General features: G+C 61.0%; 14 protein-coding genes. 4 read left to right on the top strand and 10 right to left on the bottom strand.

Annotation, left to right across the window (positions count from 1 at the left end):
- Positions 1–217: 217 nt before the first annotated feature.
- Positions 218–1,168 (top strand): LysR substrate-binding domain-containing protein, encoded by a 951-nt coding sequence (locus LQK83_RS14900; protein WP_230838171.1) that lies wholly within the window; start codon positions 218–220, stop codon positions 1,166–1,168.
- A gap of 170 nt (positions 1,169–1,338) precedes the next feature.
- Entirely contained in the window at positions 1,339–1,662 is a 324-nt protein-coding gene (locus LQK83_RS14895; RefSeq protein ID WP_230838170.1) for a hypothetical protein, read from the top strand.
- A 77-nt stretch (positions 1,663–1,739) separates the two neighbouring features.
- Here the strand turns inward: LQK83_RS14895 and LQK83_RS14890 are convergent, their stop codons facing one another.
- Both LQK83_RS14890 and katG read right to left on the bottom strand, forming a co-directional pair.
- Positions 1,740–2,090, bottom strand: a complete 351-nt coding sequence (locus LQK83_RS14890; RefSeq protein ID WP_230838169.1) for a hypothetical protein — start codon at positions 2,088–2,090, stop codon at positions 1,740–1,742.
- A gap of 186 nt (positions 2,091–2,276) precedes the next feature.
- Positions 2,277–4,490: a catalase/peroxidase HPI gene (gene katG, locus LQK83_RS14885; RefSeq protein ID WP_330166286.1), complete on the bottom strand. Its 2,214-nt coding sequence runs from the start codon at positions 4,488–4,490 to the stop codon at positions 2,277–2,279.
- A 243-nt stretch (positions 4,491–4,733) separates the two neighbouring features.
- On the opposite strand from katG, the gene LQK83_RS14880 reads away from it, so the two are divergent.
- On the top strand, positions 4,734–5,669 hold the full coding sequence (locus LQK83_RS14880) for a hydrogen peroxide-inducible genes activator (protein ID WP_230838168.1): 936 nt from the start codon (positions 4,734–4,736) through the stop codon (positions 5,667–5,669).
- 6 nt (positions 5,670–5,675) lie between these two features.
- On the opposite strand, the gene LQK83_RS14875 is transcribed toward LQK83_RS14880, so the two are convergent.
- The 7 genes from LQK83_RS14875 to LQK83_RS14845 form a co-directional block, all read right to left on the bottom strand.
- Positions 5,676–6,416, bottom strand: coding sequence for an acetoacetate decarboxylase (locus tag LQK83_RS14875; protein WP_230838167.1), 741 nt, complete (start codon positions 6,414–6,416; stop codon positions 5,676–5,678).
- A 172-nt stretch (positions 6,417–6,588) separates the two neighbouring features.
- Complete coding sequence (locus LQK83_RS14870) at positions 6,589–7,476, bottom strand: dienelactone hydrolase family protein (protein ID WP_230838166.1); 888 nt, start codon at positions 7,474–7,476, stop codon at positions 6,589–6,591.
- A gap of 168 nt (positions 7,477–7,644) precedes the next feature.
- Positions 7,645–8,664 carry a zinc-dependent alcohol dehydrogenase gene (locus LQK83_RS14865; RefSeq protein ID WP_230838165.1) on the bottom strand — a complete coding sequence of 340 codons (1,020 nt, stop codon included), beginning with the start codon at positions 8,662–8,664 and terminating at the stop codon, positions 7,645–7,647.
- Positions 8,665–8,793: 129 nt separating this feature from the next.
- The gene (locus LQK83_RS14860) at positions 8,794–8,985 is read right to left on the bottom strand and encodes a hypothetical protein (protein WP_230838164.1); all 192 of its coding nucleotides are present in this window, start codon (positions 8,983–8,985) and stop codon (positions 8,794–8,796) included.
- An 83-nt stretch (positions 8,986–9,068) separates the two neighbouring features.
- Positions 9,069–9,851, bottom strand: a complete 783-nt coding sequence (locus LQK83_RS14855) for a 3-hydroxybutyrate dehydrogenase (protein WP_230838163.1) — start codon at positions 9,849–9,851, stop codon at positions 9,069–9,071.
- A gap of 77 nt (positions 9,852–9,928) precedes the next feature.
- Positions 9,929–11,056, bottom strand: a complete 1,128-nt coding sequence (locus tag LQK83_RS14850) for a patatin-like phospholipase family protein (protein WP_230838162.1) — start codon at positions 11,054–11,056, stop codon at positions 9,929–9,931.
- Positions 11,057–11,147: 91 nt separating this feature from the next.
- A complete protein-coding gene (locus tag LQK83_RS14845; protein WP_230838161.1) occupies positions 11,148–12,983 on the bottom strand; it encodes an AsmA family protein in 1,836 nt (611 codons plus the stop codon).
- A 166-nt stretch (positions 12,984–13,149) separates the two neighbouring features.
- Between LQK83_RS14845 and LQK83_RS14840 the strand changes: the two genes are divergently transcribed.
- Positions 13,150–15,102, top strand: a complete 1,953-nt coding sequence (locus tag LQK83_RS14840) for an acetoacetate--CoA ligase (RefSeq protein ID WP_230838160.1) — start codon at positions 13,150–13,152, stop codon at positions 15,100–15,102.
- A gap of 36 nt (positions 15,103–15,138) precedes the next feature.
- Here LQK83_RS14840 and LQK83_RS14835 read toward each other — a convergent pair whose 3' ends face one another.
- Positions 15,139–16,818: an ABC transporter permease gene (locus LQK83_RS14835; protein ID WP_442966764.1), complete on the bottom strand. Its 1,680-nt coding sequence runs from the start codon at positions 16,816–16,818 to the stop codon at positions 15,139–15,141.
- Positions 16,819–16,840: the final 22 nt, after the last annotated feature.

The following is a 16,840-nucleotide window of genomic DNA, read 5'->3' as shown; positions in this document are numbered from 1 at the left end:
GCCAAGAGGCAGGGTCTATTGGCGGGACCCTGCGGGGAAAACTGGAAGCAAATCGCCAGCGACAGCATCAAGCCGACGCGACCGGAGCATTTTCGCGCAAACACGTCTTGGCGAAAAGTGCTCTTTCCTTTGCATATGGTAAGGCTCGCAAATTTTTATTGATCAGTCCATCGAATGTTTTTAATGATTACCATCAACAAGCTTGATGGAGTTGGCGATGGCTGCACCCCTTGATATCGACCAGTTGCAAACATTCGTGGCAATCGTGGACACGGGAAGCTTCACGAAAGCCGCCGATCGCGTGTTCAAGACGCAGTCTGCCGTCTCGATGCAGATGCGCCGGCTGGAAGAGCGCCTGAGCAAGCAGCTCTTCATCAAGGACGGTCGTGGTAACAAATTGACCCCCGAGGGCGAGCGGCTGCTGATCTTTGCGCGGCGCATGCTGCGGCTCAACAACGAAGCGATCGCCGCCTTCGATGACAATCGTCTTGAAGGCAGCCTCCGCATCGGCACGCCGGACGACTATGCCGACCGCTATATGCCGGAAATCATCAGCCGGTTTGCGCGCACCAATCCAGGCGTTGAGCTGAACATCATCTGCGAATCCTCCGTCGATCTGGCCGAGAAGATGAAGCGCGGCGAGCTGGATGTAGCCCTGGTGACCCACAATCCCCGCGCCCGCGTTTCGGAAGTCGTGCGGACGGAGCCGCTGTGCTGGGTGGCCTCCGCCAACCATCCGCTTCCAGACAACGCGCCGGTGCCACTCGCGCTGGGACGGACCGACTGCCAGTGGAGGCAGGCGGCGTGTGCTGCGCTCGATACCATCGGGCGCGACTATCACATCCTCTTCACCAGCTGGTCATCGACGGTGCTTGCTGCCGCGGTTCTCGCCGGCATGGCCGTTTCCGTGCAGCCGGAATCGGCGCTGCGCACCGGCATGAAGGTATTGAGCCAGCAGGACGGGTTCCCGCCTCTTGCGCCGATCCAGATCGGCATCATGAAGCGGCCGGGCGTTGCGCCCTCGCTGATGAACGCCATTACCAGCCATATCGCGGCCTGTCTCGACAACATCACGCCGGCCGCATTTGGCGCGGAGATCAGCGAAGACTTCAAGGCTGCAGCGAAACTGCCCTATCTCGTGGTGGCCAATTCCGGCTCGAGCTGGTGATGAACTCTTGATGAGCGGCAGGTTTGGCTAAGGTTCAGTCAGCAGATGCTAATTTTCGGAACAATCGCTCCTTTCAGCGATTGAGCAACGCGGTTGGACAGACGTTTTCGTCCGACACCGCTTCCAACCCGAAACTCCAGCGACCAAAAGACAAGAACCGGAGGAAGCCTATGACTTCGCTTTTCACCAAAGCCGCCTTCGCCGTACTGATCGGCCTTGGCTCCATCGCCACCGTCCCTTCCATGGCCGCGGCCCGTGATGTCGGTGTGCGGGTGGAGGTCCGCGACGGATATTACCATCACCGCCCGCGCTCACACGCACCGCGCGCCTGCACGAACCGCGAAGCCGTGTGGCGCGCAGCAAGCTCCGGTATGCGCGGTGCCTATGTCATCGGCCGCTCGCCCAACCGCGTGATTCTGGAAGGCAAGCGCGGCTACCGGCTGGACCGTATGGTCGTGGCCAACCGCCCGGGTTGCCCGATCATCCGCCGCTGACATCTTTCCGTTTTCACCATGCAAAAACGCCGGCCTTATTGGCCGGCGTTCATGACTGCGGTCTCGGCTGAAACCGATCAATCGTAAGTGGCGTCCTTGCCGTCGAAATAGATATTGTCCGCCTTGCAAATGTCGATCGAGGTCGGATCGCCCTTGATTTCGGAGCCATCGGTCGCGGCCCAGGCGACGACGAAAACGATATCGCAATCGCCATCGTAATCGAATTTCATGTTTGCGGTTTCGTTGCCGTTGAGTTCGAAATTCATCCAGTTGCTGCTGAGCGAACCGTCCTTGCCCTGAACGTAAAAACCGTTGATGACGTAGTCCGACTTGTTATGAATCTTGAATTCCATGCCGGCAGAAAAAGCCGACGAGGCAGACATTGCACATGCGAGCGCAGCCGTCGCCGCAACCTTAAGAATTTTCATGTTCGATCCCCAAACTGAAGCGCGCCTTGCGCTGAAACGCGAGAAGCTATGCAATAAAACCTATATGCTGTCCTGAAATATATTTGGGATGGTTTGGCTATGGCAGGCTTGGAATTCCCTGCCGCCACATCAAACAGAAAAGGCGGACCTACGGCCCGCCCTTTCCTTGCCTTCTGCTTAGAGCAATCAGGCGAGATCGAAACGGTCCGCGTTCATGACCTTGTTCCAGGCCGCAACGAAGTCGTTCACGAACTTCGCGCCGGAATCCGCCTCGCCATAAACTTCCGCCAGAGCGCGAAGCTGCGAGTTGGAGCCGAAGACGAGGTCGGCGCGGGTGGCCGTCCACTTGATCTTGCCGGTCTTGCGGTCGCGGCCATCGAAGACGTCGGCGGCTTCCGACTGCGGGAACCAGGCGGTGCTCATGTCGAGCAGGTTCACGAAGAAGTCCGTCGTCAGAGCGCCGACGCGGTCGGTGAAGACGCCGTGCTGGGTGCCGCCGAAGTTCGCACCGAGCACGCGCATGCCGCCGACGAGAACCGTCATTTCCGGCGCGGTCAGGGTCAGCAGCTGAGCCTTGTCGATCAGCAGCTCTTCCGTCGAGATCGTGAAGGCGGTCTTCTGGTAGTTGCGGAAACCATCGGCCTGCGGCTCCAGGAACTGGAAGGATTCGACATCCGTCTGGTCGGCGGAGGCGTCCGTGCGGCCCGGCGTGAAGGGAACTTCGACTTCGAAGCCAGCGTCACGGGCGGCCTTTTCGACAGCCGCCGCGCCGCCCAGCACGATGATGTCGGCGAGCGACACCTTCTTGCCACCGGCCGCCGACGCGTTGAAGGCCGAACGGACGGCTTCCAGCTTGGACAGAACCGTCGCGAGCTTTGCCGGCTCGTTGACGACCCAATCCTTCTGCGGGGCAAGACGGATGCGCGCACCATTGGCGCCGCCGCGCTTGTCGGAACCGCGGAAGGTCGAGGCAGACGACCAGGCGGTGTAGACGAGTTCAGAAACGGTGAGACCGCTTTCGAGGATCTTGGCCTTCAGCGCCTTGATATCGGCAGCGTCGATCAGCGGATGGTCGACGGCCGGGATCGGGTCCTGCCAGATCAGATCTTCAGCCGGGACTTCCGGGCCGAGATAGCGGGCCTTCGGACCCATGTCGCGGTGGGTCAGCTTGAACCAGGCGCGGGCAAAGGCGTCGGCAAACTGATCCGGATTTTCATGGAAGCGCTTGGAGATCGGACCGTAGATCGGGTCCATGCGCATCGCCATATCGGCAGTGGTCATGATGATGCGGTGGGTCTTTTCGCCGGTTTCCGGATCGGGCGCGAAGTCTTCCGGCTTCAGGTCCTTCGGCGTCCACTGATGCGCACCGGCCGGGCTCTTTACGAGTTCCCATTCATAGCCGAAGAGAACGTCGAAATAGGCGTTGTCCCACTTGATCGGGTTCGGGGTCCAGGCGCCTTCAATGCCCGAGGTGATGGCATCGCGGCCCTTGCCGCTGCCATAGGTCGAGAGCCAGCCGAAGCCCATGGCTTCGATCGGAGCCGCTTCCGGCTCGGGGCCGACATGGGTGGCGGGGCCTGCACCATGGGTCTTGCCGAAGGTGTGGCCGCCAGCGGTCAGCGCAACGGTTTCCTCGTCGTCCATCGCCATGCGGGCGAAGGTTTCGCGGATATCGCGGCCGGATGCCAACGGGTCGGGATTGCCGTCCGGGCCTTCCGGATTGACGTAGATGAGGCCCATCTGCACGGCGGCAAGCGGGTTTTCCAGCTCGCGATCGCCCGTATAGCGGCTGTTGGGCTTGTCGCTGGTGGCCAGCCATTCGGTTTCCGAACCCCAGTAAACGTCTTCTTCCGGTTCCCAGACATCGGCACGGCCACCGGCGAAACCAAAGGTCTTGAAGCCCATGGATTCCAGCGCGACGTTGCCGGCGAGGATCATCAGGTCGGCCCAGGAAATGTTCTTGCCGTATTTCTTCTTGATCGGCCACAGCAGACGGCGGGCCTTGTCGAGGTTGCCGTTATCCGGCCAGGAGTTGAGCGGTGCGAAACGCTGCTGGCCAGTGCCCGCACCCCCGCGGCCGTCGCCGGTGCGGTAGGTGCCGGCGGAGTGCCAGGCCATGCGGATGAAGAGACCGCCGTAATGACCATAGTCTGCCGGCCACCAGTCCTGGCTGTCCGTCATCAGTGCGGTGAGGTCCGCCTTCAGCGCGGCGTAATCGACGGACTTGAACGCCTTGGCATAGTCGAAGTCCTTGCCAAGCGGATCGGAGAGAGCGGAATTCTGATGCAGAATTCGCAGGTTGAGCTGGTTCGGCCACCAGTCTGCATTCGAGCGCATGCTGACATTCGTGGTGCCGTGCATGACGGGACATTTGCCCGATTTATCGACCTTCGCGTCCATGGATGTGTTCTCCGTGTTCAGTTCAATCTTTTCATCTTGTCGAGGGGTTTTGTAAGAATGATGACGCGGAAGCGCCCTCCATTCATTCCGCCGCCGCTCGCCTCTCGGCGGTGCGGCCGCATCGTTTCTCCATCCCTCAAACGACGTTCGTTTTGCCGGTACGGGCCGGACACATCGGCAATCTCGCACCAATTTCTTATAGTCTCCAATTGTATTTATTGAAATTTTCGATAAGAAAAACCTATGATGATTACCATCCGTCAAATGCGCTATTTCGAGGCTCTCGCGACCACCGGCCATTTCGGCAAGGCGGCCGACATGGTCAATGTCAGCCAGCCTGCCCTCTCCGCGCAAATCGCCGAGATGGAGGCAGCGCTAGGCGTCAAGCTGGTCGAACGCTCACGCTCGGGCACCTATCTGACGGAGGAAGGCGAAGGGCTGCTGCCGGAAATCCGATCTATCCTGTCTGGTGTAGACCGTCTGCACGACCGGGCGCGGCAATCGCGGGCCACGCTGGAAGGCCGGCTGCGGCTGGGGATCATCCCGACGGTGGCGCCCTATCTGGTGCCGCGCCTAATCCCGCTTCTCAAAACGGATTATCCGGAGCTCAATCTCGAAATGCGCGAAGCGATGACGCGGCAATGCCTGGAGGAACTGCAGGCGGGGCGGCTCGATTGCGCGCTGATCGCGCTGCCCGCGGAGGCGGGCAACGTCGAGAGCCTGCCACTCTTCCGCGACCACTTTCTGGTCGCCAGCGCCGACAACGAGACCGATATCCTGATGTCGCCGCTGAGCGTCGATGAGGTGGATGTCGAGCGGTTGCTTCTGCTTGATGAGGGCCACTGCCTGCGCGAACAGGCGCTCGCCGTCTGCGGGTCGGGCTCCGGCCGGCGGGTCTCGAATTTCGGCGCAACGTCCATGACGACGCTTTTGCAGATGGTCAGCCACGGCATGGGGATCACGCTGATCCCGGAGATCGCCGTGAAGGATGAGGCGGACAGGAATCGCATGCGTGTGGTGCGCATGGCGGAGCCGCAGCCCTATCGCGAGATCGGCCTGATCTGGCGCAAGGGCAGCGCGATGCGCCGGCGGGACTTCGAGGCGTTCGGTGCTGTCTGCAACCGGGCAGCGGAAAGCTTGCTCGGCGGGACATCCGAAACCGTCGCAATGTCCCGCTGAAGGCAATCAATCCTTCATGTAGTCGTGAACGACCTCGCCGAGGCCCAGCGTCAGATCGGTGAGAATGTGAACCGCCGACTTGACCTCCAGAACCGGCAGTTCGGCGACGTCAGCCAGCGCATGCGGAAACAGCGCCAGAGCCCCCGGCCCTTCCCACGCGCCCTTGACCGTCAGATCTTCGAGATAATAGCGCACGAGCTCGCAGATGCGCGGCGTGCAGTCCACATGCGGGATGATCTTCAGCATGAAATTGGGCGCGAGCAGGCTCTTGCGCACCTGGTCCAGATCGAGCGCCCGGTGCTTGTAGCCCATGGTGGCGGTGGCGATGCGCTGGCCGGAATAATCGAGCGTGCCGACCAGCGTGTCTTTCACGACGGACAGCGACGGTTCGGCGAATTTCTTCGGGAAGCCCCAGATCTCACGACCGCCGGCAATGGGCGCGTCATCGTTGAGGAACATGGAATGGACATAGCCGCCGGCGACGCCGTTGAACTTGCAGGGAATGACCTGACCGGACTCGGTGTAGTCGCCGAAGCCGGTGGAATCCGGCATGCGGATGAATTCATATTTGACCAGCGGTTCATCGAAGGTGAGCGGCTCGGGAAGGACACGGGAGAGCGCATCGGGGTCCGTTCGGTAGGTGATGACGAGAAATTCCCGGTTGACGAAGCGATAGGGGCCCGGCGGGTAGGACGGGCTGGTGAGCGGCATGGCAAAGGCGTTTTTCTTCACATCGCTGATCTTCATCGCAAACTCCTTCGTTCTTTCCAAAGCATCCAGGAAACAATGTCCTGCCCAATCTGGGCGTCAAAATGTTGCACCGCAGCACATTGCCGAGATTTAATGCGCTGCCGTGACATTTGTTTCGCGATCGTGGAAAGAAGGCCGGGTGGGGCAGGCCCCACCCCAAGCCGAAGGCTCAGACGAGCTTCTGCTTCAAGAAGGCGATGGTCCGGCTCCAGGCCAGATCGGCGGCCTCCTTGTTGTAACGGGCGGCCGAGGTGTCGTTATTGAAGGCGTGGTTGACGCCGTCATAGATGTAGATCTGGAAGTCCTTGCCGGAATCGGTCAGCGCCTTGCGGAAGGCGTCGATGCCGGCATTGATGCGCTCATCCAGCCCGGCATAGTGCAACAGAAGCGCCGCCTTGATCTTCGGCACGTCCTGAAATTTCGGCTGTGCACCATAATACGCGACGGCAGCCTTCAGGTCGGGCGCATTGACCGCCGTCTGATTGGCAAGCCCGCCGCCCCAGCAGAAACCGATGACACCGACCTTGCCGGTCGTATCGGGAGCGCTTTCCAGATATTTCACGGCGGCGACTGCGTTGGCAGTGGCATCCTCCGGCTTGAGCGCCGAAATCATTTCACGCGCTCTGTCCTCATCCGCAGGTGTGCCGCCGGCGGGGGAGAGAAAATCCGGGGCGAGCGCTTCGAACCCTTCCAGCGCAATCCGGCGGGCAATGTCCTTGATATGGGGGTTCAGCCCGCGGTTTTCATGGATGACGATGACCGCCGGGAGCTTGCCGGTCGCGCTCGCGGGACGAACCTTATAGGCTTTGATCTCGCCGCTTGCGCCGGGGAAAGTGACCTCCTCGGCTTTCACGCGTGCGTCGTCGGGAGCCACGATTTCCGCCTTGGCCTGATTGGCGGCCAGCAGCGGCGCAACGGCGGCGGCAGTGGCGGCCGAGCCGGTGAGCGCGGTCAGCTTGCGCATGAAATCGCGGCGGTCGAGCGTGAGATGCGTATATTCGTCATACGCATTGATCATCGCCTGCGTGATCTTCGGATCGTTCTCGGGCCTGGTCATGACGTCTGTCTCCTCTCGATCAATGGATGGCGTTCCCACACTCCGAGCTTGATACGCTTATCGTGACCCGATGGACCTGAGGCGGCAAAACACAAAGTCGTGAGCCTACCAAACAAAAAGCCGCGCAAACCGTTCCCGGTGTGCGCGGCGGCCTTACCATTCATTCCATCAATGCATATCGAGAACGATGCGGCCGTCGATGCCGCCCTTTTCCATGGTCTCGAAGATGGCGTTGATGTTTTCCAGCTTGTCCCACGAGAAGTGGGAGGCGACCTTTCCTTCGCCGGCAAATTCCAGCGATTCCTCAAGGTCCTGACGTGTGCCCACGATCGAGCCGCGGACCGTGATGCGCTTCAGCACCGTGTCGAAAACGGGCAAGCTGATGAAGCCCGGAGGAAGGCCCACAAGCGCCATCGTGCCGTGGGAGCGCAGCATGTGAAACGCCTGCTCCATGGCCTTGGGCGAAACGGCGGTCACGAGCGCGCCATGAACACCATGGGCCTGGAATTCCGCCACGGCCTTCTCGTCGCGGGCGTTGATGGTCACATCGGCGCCAAGTTTCCTGGCGAGTTCCAGCTTTTCGGGGAAGATATCGGCGGCGGCGACATGCATGCCCATGGCCTTCGCATATTGCACGGCCATGTGGCCGAGCCCGCCGATGCCGGAAATCAAAACCCATTCGCCCGGCTTCACTTCGGTTTCCTTCAGGCCCTTGTAGACCGTCACGCCGGCGCAGAGCACGGGTGCGGCGGGGCCGAAATCCAGCTTGGAGGGCAGCAGGCCGACATAATCGGGGTCTGCCAGACCATATTGGGCGAAGCTGCCATTGACCGAGTAGCCGGTGTTTTTCTGCGAACCGCAGAGTGTTTCCCAGCCGGTGCGGCAATGGGAGCAATAACCGCAGGCTGTGTGCAGCCACGGCACCCCGACGCGGTCGCCTTCCTTGACCCGGGTCACGCCCTTGCCAAGCGCTGCGACGAAGCCGACGCCCTCATGGCCGGGAATAAAGGGCGGGTTGGGCTTCACCGGCCAGTCGCCGCGCGCGGCATGCAGGTCGGTGTGGCAGACGCCGGTGGCTTCGAACTTGACCAGAATCTGGCCTTCGCCCGGGCTCGGGACAGGCATCTCCTCGATTAGGAGGGGGGATTTGAAGTCGCGTACGACCGCTGCTTTCATGGTCATCGTCATGGTTGCCTCCATGGGGCTGAATGGAGCCCCATAAGACGGAACCAATGCCGTGGACGCATTGATCAATGTCAACCGCGAGATTTCACGCCCGACGGTCTTCCGGCTATGTTATTCGAACGATTGACCGCCCTATTGCGGAAGCTTGAGCTCGCTGTCGGAGCGAGGCTCCTGCCACTCGCTCTCCATGAGCAAAGACCGAGGCGTTGCCTCGGTCTCGGTCATCTGTCTCAGCTTGCTAGCGAATTTCCGACGATCCAGCGTCAGATGGGTGTATTCGTAATAGGCGTCGATCATTTCCTGGTTCACATGCTGCGATGCCATGATCTTGCTCCTCGTCTCCGTTAACTTTTGTTAACATGATCCCGGGCAAAATTGTGACGGCAGCAGAGCCACCCCAGAAGTAACTATTCCATGTACCAGCCATGGCTGGCGACGATGGATTGCCCGGTCAGCGCATTTGTCTCGAATCCGGCAAAGAAATACGCTACTTCGGCGATATCCTCGACGGTGGTGAATTCCGCGTCGACGGTCTGCCCGAGCATGACCTTCGAGACGACTTCCTCCTCCGAAATCCCCAACTCCTTGGCTTGTTCCGGAATTTGCTTTTCGACGAGCGGGGTGCGAACGAACCCCGGGCAGATGACGTTGGCGCGGACGCCGAACTTGCCGCCTTCCTTGGCGACCACGCGGGCAAGACCCAAAAGTCCGTGCTTGGCCGTGACATAGGCCGATTTCAGCGGCGAGGCCTCCTTGGAATGGACCGAGCCCATATAGATGATCGCGCCACCCTTCTGGGCCTTCATGTGCGGCATGCAGGCCTTGGTGGTGAGAAACGCACCGTCGAGATGGATGGCCAGCATCTTCTTCCAGTCAGCAAAGGCGAAATCCTCGATCTTGTTGACGATCTGGATGCCGGCATTGGAAACGAGGACATCGACGCGGCCCCACTTCTCGATGGTCGCTGCAACGCCGGCATTCACGGCCTCTTCGCTCGTCACATCCATTTCGACCGCGAAAGCATCGCCGGGGCCCATGGCCTTCAGCTCGGAAGCCGCCTTTTCAGCCGCATCGGCCTTGAGGTCGGCAATGACGACCTTCGCACCTTCAGCCACATAGCGCCTGGCGATCGCGTAACCGATACCGCCGGCCGAACCCGTGACGATGCAGACCTTGTCCTTCATGTTCATGGCTGTGCTCCTTTACGTCTTCGTTTGGGTTTGTCTTCGGGAACGCCGGTTTTCACGTTTTCCAGACAAACTCTGCTTTATTTGCCGTTCGCGACGCGCCGGCGGTCGATGGTCTTGAAGCCCTCTTCGGGGATACGACGATTGACCCACTGGCCGCAGGCGAGCGTTTCCTTCGCATCGTCGTAACCGGCGCGCCAATGGTCTTCCATGGTAATGCGCGAGAACTCGTAATCCATCGTGCTGCTTTCATAGCCCCGTCGCTGGTATATGAGATGCACCACCGTTGTGCCGCCGCCATCCTGTTCGCCGAGAAGGTATTTAACGTCGGGATCATTGCTGAGTTCCGGCGGAACCTTCTGCAGGACCCGCTTCAGCGCCTTGCGCATTTTTTCCTGATCGCGCGCGATCTCGGTGTTCAGGCGCGTGCGGCTGGAAAAGCGGATCTCCTTTTCACGCGCGGCCGCTTCCAGCATGTCGCGGGGCATGTGACCGGCGGCGCTGAACAGATCGACCTGGAAGACGCAGATGTCTTCCTTGTGATCGCGGCGATCCATGATCCATTGCAGCGGCGTGTTGGAAACGAGGCCACCGTCCCAATAATGCCTACCCTCGATTTCGATCGGCGGGAAGCCCGGGGGCAGCGCGCCCGAGGCCGCGATGTGGAGCGCATTGATGCCGCCGCGGTTCTTCAGCTGGGTGCTGTCGAAATAGCGGAAATTAGCCGTCTCGATCTCCACCGCGCCGACGCTGAGACGGGTGGGGCCGCCGTTGATGAGATCGAAGTCGATGAGATTTTCCAGCGTCTCGATCAGCGGCGACGTATCGTAAAAGGCAATGGGTGCGCGCCCACTGAGCAGCGTGATCGGGTTGGGCAGTTGCGGTTTGTAGAAACCGTTGACACCGATCGTTGCGGCCAGAGAGGCGGAAAATTCGTTGAAGAAGCGACGCAACATCGGCTCCTCGCCGATCGGGATCGTGCGCGGGCCGGACGTCACCAGCTCCCAGAAGCGGCGCAGGTTCTCCACGCGCCTGTCTTCCGGACTGCCCGCGACGATGGCCGAATTGATGGCACCGATGGAAATCCCGGCAATCCATTCGGGCCGGATACCGGCCTCATGCAAGGCTTCATAAGCGCCGGCCTGATAGGCGCCTAGCGCGCCGCCGCCTTGAAAAACAATGATCTTCTTGTCTGAAAGCAGGGACATAGCACAGACATTCTCATAACAATTGTCAAAAGCTGAACAATTGCTAGCACCATTGTGCAGCGCACACAAATGACAATATTGTAAGTGTTGCTTATTGACCCGAAATGATCGCCGAGAAGGGCGAGATCAGGATATTGGGCCACGCGCCGCCGGCAAAGAATCGCGTTGCCGGCGCGTCGACGCCGCTCGGCGGGCCCAGCGTGCCCGAAACGGCGATGCTGTTGTTCTTGTAAGGAATCACGCCTGCAAAGTCGAGATTGCCGGATGTGCTGCTGAAGCTCGCCGTATTGAGTTCGGCAATGCCGTTATCGATCACGGCGGCCAGTTCGAAGCTGTCGAACCGCAACGGGCTAGCCGAGGCGAGCGAAAGATCAAAGAAACGCTTTTGCGAGGCCAGCTCGCGGAAGACAGCGGGATCGAAACCGGAGAGCTTGCCTGCACCGCCATGCACCCTGATGGAGCCGCTTGTTTCGGCATGGCCCATGGGCGAGAGCGGCAGGCGCGAGCGTAAATCCAATTCGAAGCTTCCTGTCGCCTGCGGCCACGGGCCGCTGAGCCCGAGCATGGCGGGAATGGCGCTGAGGTCCACATTGCGCCCCAGAGCGGAGAGCTTGCACAGAGGCCCCTTCTCGCGATCCTCATCGACGGAGATTTCAGCCGATACATTGCCGTTGGCAACCTGGCCGGTGGCGATGGCGAAGGAGGCGTGTCCATCCGTAATTCGAACACCTGCCGCCATGTCCGCCAGCGCCATCGCGCCAAAGGAGGCCTTGGTTGCCGACAGACGCAGATCGACCTGAAACTCTCGCAGGAAAGACGTGTCGAATTTCAGCGGCATGTCGCGCAGATTGGCGGCGGAGGGGACAAAGGCGGTCAGGAACGCCCCAGCATCGAAATTGTCGAAGGCCAGGGTTCCGGAGAAAAAGGGCGGCTCGCCGCGCTTCGTCCAGCCGGCCGAGAGGATGCCCGTCGCCTGATAGGCCGGCAGCTGCAACTTCAAATCGGAGAGTGTGAACTTCAGGCCTTCGGAAACAATGGTTGCCTTGAGGTCCACGACCGTCAGCTTGTTGATGACGGCATAGTCGAGGCCAACCCAGCTGGCGACCGCACCGAGATCGGATGCGGACGCATCGACCGTGCCCGACAGGAAGCTCTGCTCGCCGATATTGGCCTTGCCGGAAAAACTCGCGTCGATATCGTCGGAAACAAGCTTTACCGACAAGGTGGAATTGTCGCCCGAGAGCAGCTTTTCCGGTGACTGCAGCGACCCGGTCAGCGTCAGCGGCCGATCGCTGGCCGAAGCACTGAGGTCGAAGGAGAGCGTTCGCGACAGGGTGGAAAAGTCGAGCGAGCCCGCGACATTCCTGAATGTCGCGCTGAACCCATTCAGCTGGTGGAATTCCAGCATGCCGTCCACCAGCGTGATCCGGCCGAGATGCAGATCGTCCAGCGTTGTCTGGCCAGAGCTTTTGGCCCCAACGGGCGCCTGCCATACGTAGGTTCCCGCCGCGCTGCGGTCGACGCGGAAGACGGGCCGCGTCAATGTGATCGAACCGAATTGCGGACTGCCGGTCAGCGCGGACACGACGTCGAAGCGACCCGAGATCGCATCGGCGTGGAAGACCGGCTGCTCGTTCGCCGCGTCGGACCGGATGACATCGACATTCTTCAACGTGATGTAAGGCGACGGCCAGAAGGAGATCGAGGTTTCGCCGTTGACGAGGAATTGCAGTCCCGTCTGGCGCAAGACCGCCTCATGGATCTGCTGGCGCACCATGCCGGCCGAGAGAAAAAGCGAGCCGAGGAGCCTTTGCCCGCCCGTGAAGACGACGAGCACGATCGCCGCCAGCACCACAATCCGCCATGTCAGGACAGAGCGGAGCGAGGAACGGATGTGCTGCAATCGATCAAGGGATAGCGTTGGCATACTCGGATACTCGTTTCACCCGGGACGTCTGCGGGCGAATGCGCAAAAGGGGATAAACCCTTGGCCGCCGGAATGCAAATCACAGGCCTTTCCCCAGGCCGTCAGCCCCTTTATTTCCGCAATGCAACATGATTTAACAATCCGCATATCTATTGGAGGAATAAAAATGGCGACAAATCACCCCCTTTGGCAGCCGTCTTCCGCTCAGATCGAAGCGAGTCCGATGACGGACTTCGTGCGCTTCTGCGGGGCGCGTGCCGGGTCGCCTTTCAACGATTATGACAGCTTCCATCAATGGTCGATTACAGAACGCGGTGCCTTCTGGGATGCCGTCTGGGACCATTGCGGCGTCGTCGGCGAAAAGGGCTCCACCGCGCTGACCGACCATGGCCATATGACGGAGGCGCGGTTCTTCCCGGAGGCACAGCTGAATTTCGCCGAGAACCTGCTGAAGGAAACCGGCAGCGGTGACGCGCTGGTCTTCCGCGGCGAGGACAAGGTCTCCTATCGCTGGAGCTGGGACGAACTGCATCAAACCGTTTCGCGGCTTCAACAGGCGATGGCTGCGATGGGGATTAGCGCCGGCGATCGCGTGGCCGCCATGATGCCGAACATGCCGGAAACCTATGCGCTGATGCTGGCCGTGACATCGCTCGGCGCCATCTGGTCCTCCTGCTCCCCCGATTTCGGCGAACAGGGTGTGCTCGACCGGTTCGGCCAGATCGGCCCGAAGCTCTTCATCGCCTGCGACGCTTATTGGTATAACGGCAAGAAGCAGGACGTCGCCGACAAGGTGCGTACGGTTTCGGCCAAACTGAATGTTCCGGTTCTCATCGTTCACTATGCTGGCGAAGCGGATGTACTGGCCTCCTCGCTTGCCGATGGCCGCACCTTCGCTCAGTTCACTGCACCCTTCGCGGCCAAGACGGTCGAATTTACCCGGATGCCCTTCTCGCATCCCGTCTATATCCTCTTCTCCTCCGGCACGACGGGCGTTCCGAAATGCATCGTCCATTCGGCCGGCGGTACGCTGATCCAGCATCTCAAGGAACACGCCTTTCACTGCGGACTGAAGAAGGGCGACAAGCTCTTCTACTTTACCACCTGCGGCTGGATGATGTGGAACTGGCTGGCTTCCGGTCTCGCCATCGGCGCGACACTTTGCCTCTTCGACGGCTCGCCGTTCTATCCGGACGGCAATGTGCTGTTCGACTTTGCTCAGGACGAGAAATTCGCGGTCTTCGGCACGTCGGCGAAATATATCGACGCAGTCCGCAAGGGTGGCTTCGTTCCGAAGAACACCCACGACCTGTCGAGCCTGCGTCTGCTGACCTCGACCGGCTCGCCGCTGTCGCCCGAAGGCTTCGACTTCGTCTATGAAGGCATCAAGCCGGATGTGCATCTGGCCTCGATCTCCGGCGGCACGGACATCGTCTCCTGTTTCGTTCTTGGCAACCCGCTGAAGGCTGTCTGGGAAGGCGAAATCCAGGGGCCCGGCCTCGGGATGGCGGTCGATGTCTGGAATGACGATGGCCAGCCGGTGAAGGGCGAAAAGGGCGAACTCGTCTGCACCAAGGCCTTCCCCTCCATGCCGGTCATGTTCTGGAACGACGAGGGCGGGGCGAAATACAGGGCCGCCTATTTCGAGCGCTTCGACAATATCTGGTGCCATGGCGACTTCGCCGAATGGACTGCCCATGGCGGCCTCGTCATCCATGGCCGCTCGGACGCGACGCTCAATCCGGGCGGTGTTCGCATCGGCACGGCGGAAATCTACAATCAGGTCGAGCAGCTTCCCGAAGTCATCGAAGCGATCTGCATCGGGCAGGACTGGGACGATGACGTGCGCGTCATTCTCTTCGTGCGCACGGCTGAAGGTGTCGCCTTCGACGAAGAGCTGATCAAGAAGATCAAGACCAAGATCCGCACCGGCGCCTCGCCGCGCCACGTCCCGGCAAAGGTCATCCAGGTCGCCGACATTCCGCGCACCAAATCCGGCAAGATCGTTGAACTGGCCGTGCGCGAGGTCGTGCATGGAAGGCCGGTGAAGAACAAGGAGGCGCTGGCCAATCCGGAAGCGCTGGAACTGTTTGCCGGTCTGGACGAGCTGAAGAGCTGAACGAAGGCTGATCCCCCCAAGGAGAGAAGGGGCGGCCTAGCGCCCCTTTTCCAGCAAGCGCGACACCACGATCACCGGCACCAGCCCTGCCAGAATGATGATCACCGAGGGCACGGCGGCGTCGGCGACCTGGGAGCGGGACGCGTCCTCGTAGACCAGCGTTGCCAGCGTGTTGAAGTTGAACGGGCGCAGCAGGATTGTGGCGGAGAGTTCCTTCGAGGTCTCGATGAAGACGAGGAGTGCTGCCGTCAGTGTCGCCGGGCGCATCATCGGCATCAGCACTTCGCGCAGCGCGCCGCCGCGCGTTCGCCCAAGCGTGCGGGCGGCCCAGTCGAGATTGGGGGAGAGCTTGTCGAAACCGGCCGCGACATTGCCTTCGGCCATGGTGAGGAACCGCACGGCGCTGGCATAGACGATGGCGAAACCGGTGCCTGACAGCAGCAGGCCGGCGGAGACGCCGAACAGGGATTTGGTCAGCGACGAGAGCGCATTGTCGAAGGCAGCGAGCGGGATGAGCACGCCAATGGCAAGCACAGTGCCCGGCACTCCGTAGCCGAAGGAGGCCAGGCGGTTGGCGGTTCTCACTACCCGCGTGCCGCCATGGCGGATCGAATAGGCGAGCACGAAACCAGCCAAAGTCGCGACGATGGCGGCCCCGCCGGCCACTACAATCGTGTGCCCCAGCGCAGACAACAGGATCGGAGAGGCAAAGGCATCCAGACGCTTGACGGCGTAACCCGCCATGATCCAGGCCGGAATGACGAAACCGACGAGCGGCGGGGCGGCGCAGACGAGGATGGCGAGAAGGCGCGCGGGGCCTTTCATGCGGATCCGCGTCACGTTTTGCGCGGATGCGGGCTTGGAGCCTGCATAGCGCTGGCGGCCGCGGGCATAGCGCTCGATGAAGGCGAGAAGAATGACGATGGCGAGCATCACCAGCGCGATCTGGGCGGCACCGGCCAGATCGTTGCGGTTCAGCCAGGTCTCGTAGATCGAAAAGGTCAGCGTCTTGACGCCGAGATATTCGACTGCGCCGATATCGTTCAGCGTTTCCATGATGACCAGCGTCAGACCGACGACAATGGCGGGGCGAGCCATCGGAAGCTGAACGCGGAAGAAGGTGCGGACTGGTCCTGCCCCCAATGTGCGCGCCACTTCGGCGGCATTCCGGCCCTGCATCAGGAACATCGTGCGCGCGGTCAGAAAAACATAAGGATAGAGCACCGAGCCGAGCACGAAGGCAGCACCCGTCGTCGTGCGGATATCCGGCGCCCAATAGTCGCGCGCGGAGCGCAGGCCGGTCAGCGCCCGGATGGCGGATTGCAGTGGGCCGCTATAGTCGAAGAATTCGCCGAAAGCATAAGCCGAAAGATAGGCGGGCATGGCAAGCGGCAGGACGAGCGCCACGGTGAGCGTACGCCGTAGCGGGAATTCGCAGGCGGAGGTGAGCCAGGCGGTTCCTGCGCCGGTGATCAATGTGCAGGCGCAGACCTCGATCAGCAGCGTGGCTGTGGTCGCGGCCGAGCGCGGAATGACATTCTGAATGAGATGCGGCCAGGCGCCAAAGCTTCCCGAAAGCGCGATCCAGATGATGGCGATGATGGGAAGAACGGCGGCAAGCGCAACCAGAATGGCAGAAAAACGCAGCAGACGGCCCTCGCCTGTCTTTGCCACGCGCGCATCCTCTGCCATCCCTGCGCTGATCTCTGCCTGCATTTCGCCTTCCCTGTCGTCGGAC

Origin of the sequence: Rhizobium sp. C1, from assembly GCF_021026335.1 — a bacterium.
Lineage (GTDB): Bacteria > Pseudomonadota > Alphaproteobacteria > Rhizobiales > Rhizobiaceae > Ensifer_A.
Note: the sequence above shows the minus strand (reverse complement) of the source record. Positions and strands in the feature narration are given on the sequence as shown.

Bases quoted from the DNA above. Each gene is read 5' to 3' on its own strand.
- LQK83_RS14865 (WP_230838165.1), bottom strand. From the start codon at position 8,664: ATGACGATGACCATGAAAGCAGCGGTCGTACGCGACTTCAAATCCCCC.
- LQK83_RS14880 (WP_230838168.1), top strand. From the start codon at position 4,734: ATGATGATTACCATCCGTCAAATGCGCTATTTCGAGGCTCTCGCGACC.
- LQK83_RS14840 (WP_230838160.1), top strand. From the start codon at position 13,150: ATGGCGACAAATCACCCCCTTTGGCAGCCGTCTTCCGCTCAGATCGAA.
- LQK83_RS14860 (WP_230838164.1), bottom strand. From the start codon at position 8,985: ATGGCATCGCAGCATGTGAACCAGGAAATGATCGACGCCTATTACGAA.
- katG (WP_330166286.1), bottom strand. From the start codon at position 4,490: ATGGACGCGAAGGTCGATAAATCGGGCAAATGTCCCGTCATGCACGGC.
- LQK83_RS14895 (WP_230838170.1), top strand. From the start codon at position 1,339: ATGACTTCGCTTTTCACCAAAGCCGCCTTCGCCGTACTGATCGGCCTT.
- LQK83_RS14845 (WP_230838161.1), bottom strand. From the start codon at position 12,983: ATGCCAACGCTATCCCTTGATCGATTGCAGCACATCCGTTCCTCGCTC.
- LQK83_RS14850 (WP_230838162.1), bottom strand. From the start codon at position 11,056: ATGTCCCTGCTTTCAGACAAGAAGATCATTGTTTTTCAAGGCGGCGGC.
- LQK83_RS14855 (WP_230838163.1), bottom strand. From the start codon at position 9,851: ATGAACATGAAGGACAAGGTCTGCATCGTCACGGGTTCGGCCGGCGGT.
- LQK83_RS14890 (WP_230838169.1), bottom strand. From the start codon at position 2,090: ATGAAAATTCTTAAGGTTGCGGCGACGGCTGCGCTCGCATGTGCAATG.
- LQK83_RS14835 (WP_442966764.1), bottom strand. From the start codon at position 16,818: ATGCAGGCAGAGATCAGCGCAGGGATGGCAGAGGATGCGCGCGTGGCA.
- LQK83_RS14875 (WP_230838167.1), bottom strand. From the start codon at position 6,416: ATGAAGATCAGCGATGTGAAGAAAAACGCCTTTGCCATGCCGCTCACC.
- LQK83_RS14900 (WP_230838171.1), top strand. From the start codon at position 218: ATGGCTGCACCCCTTGATATCGACCAGTTGCAAACATTCGTGGCAATC.
- LQK83_RS14870 (WP_230838166.1), bottom strand. From the start codon at position 7,476: ATGACCAGGCCCGAGAACGATCCGAAGATCACGCAGGCGATGATCAAT.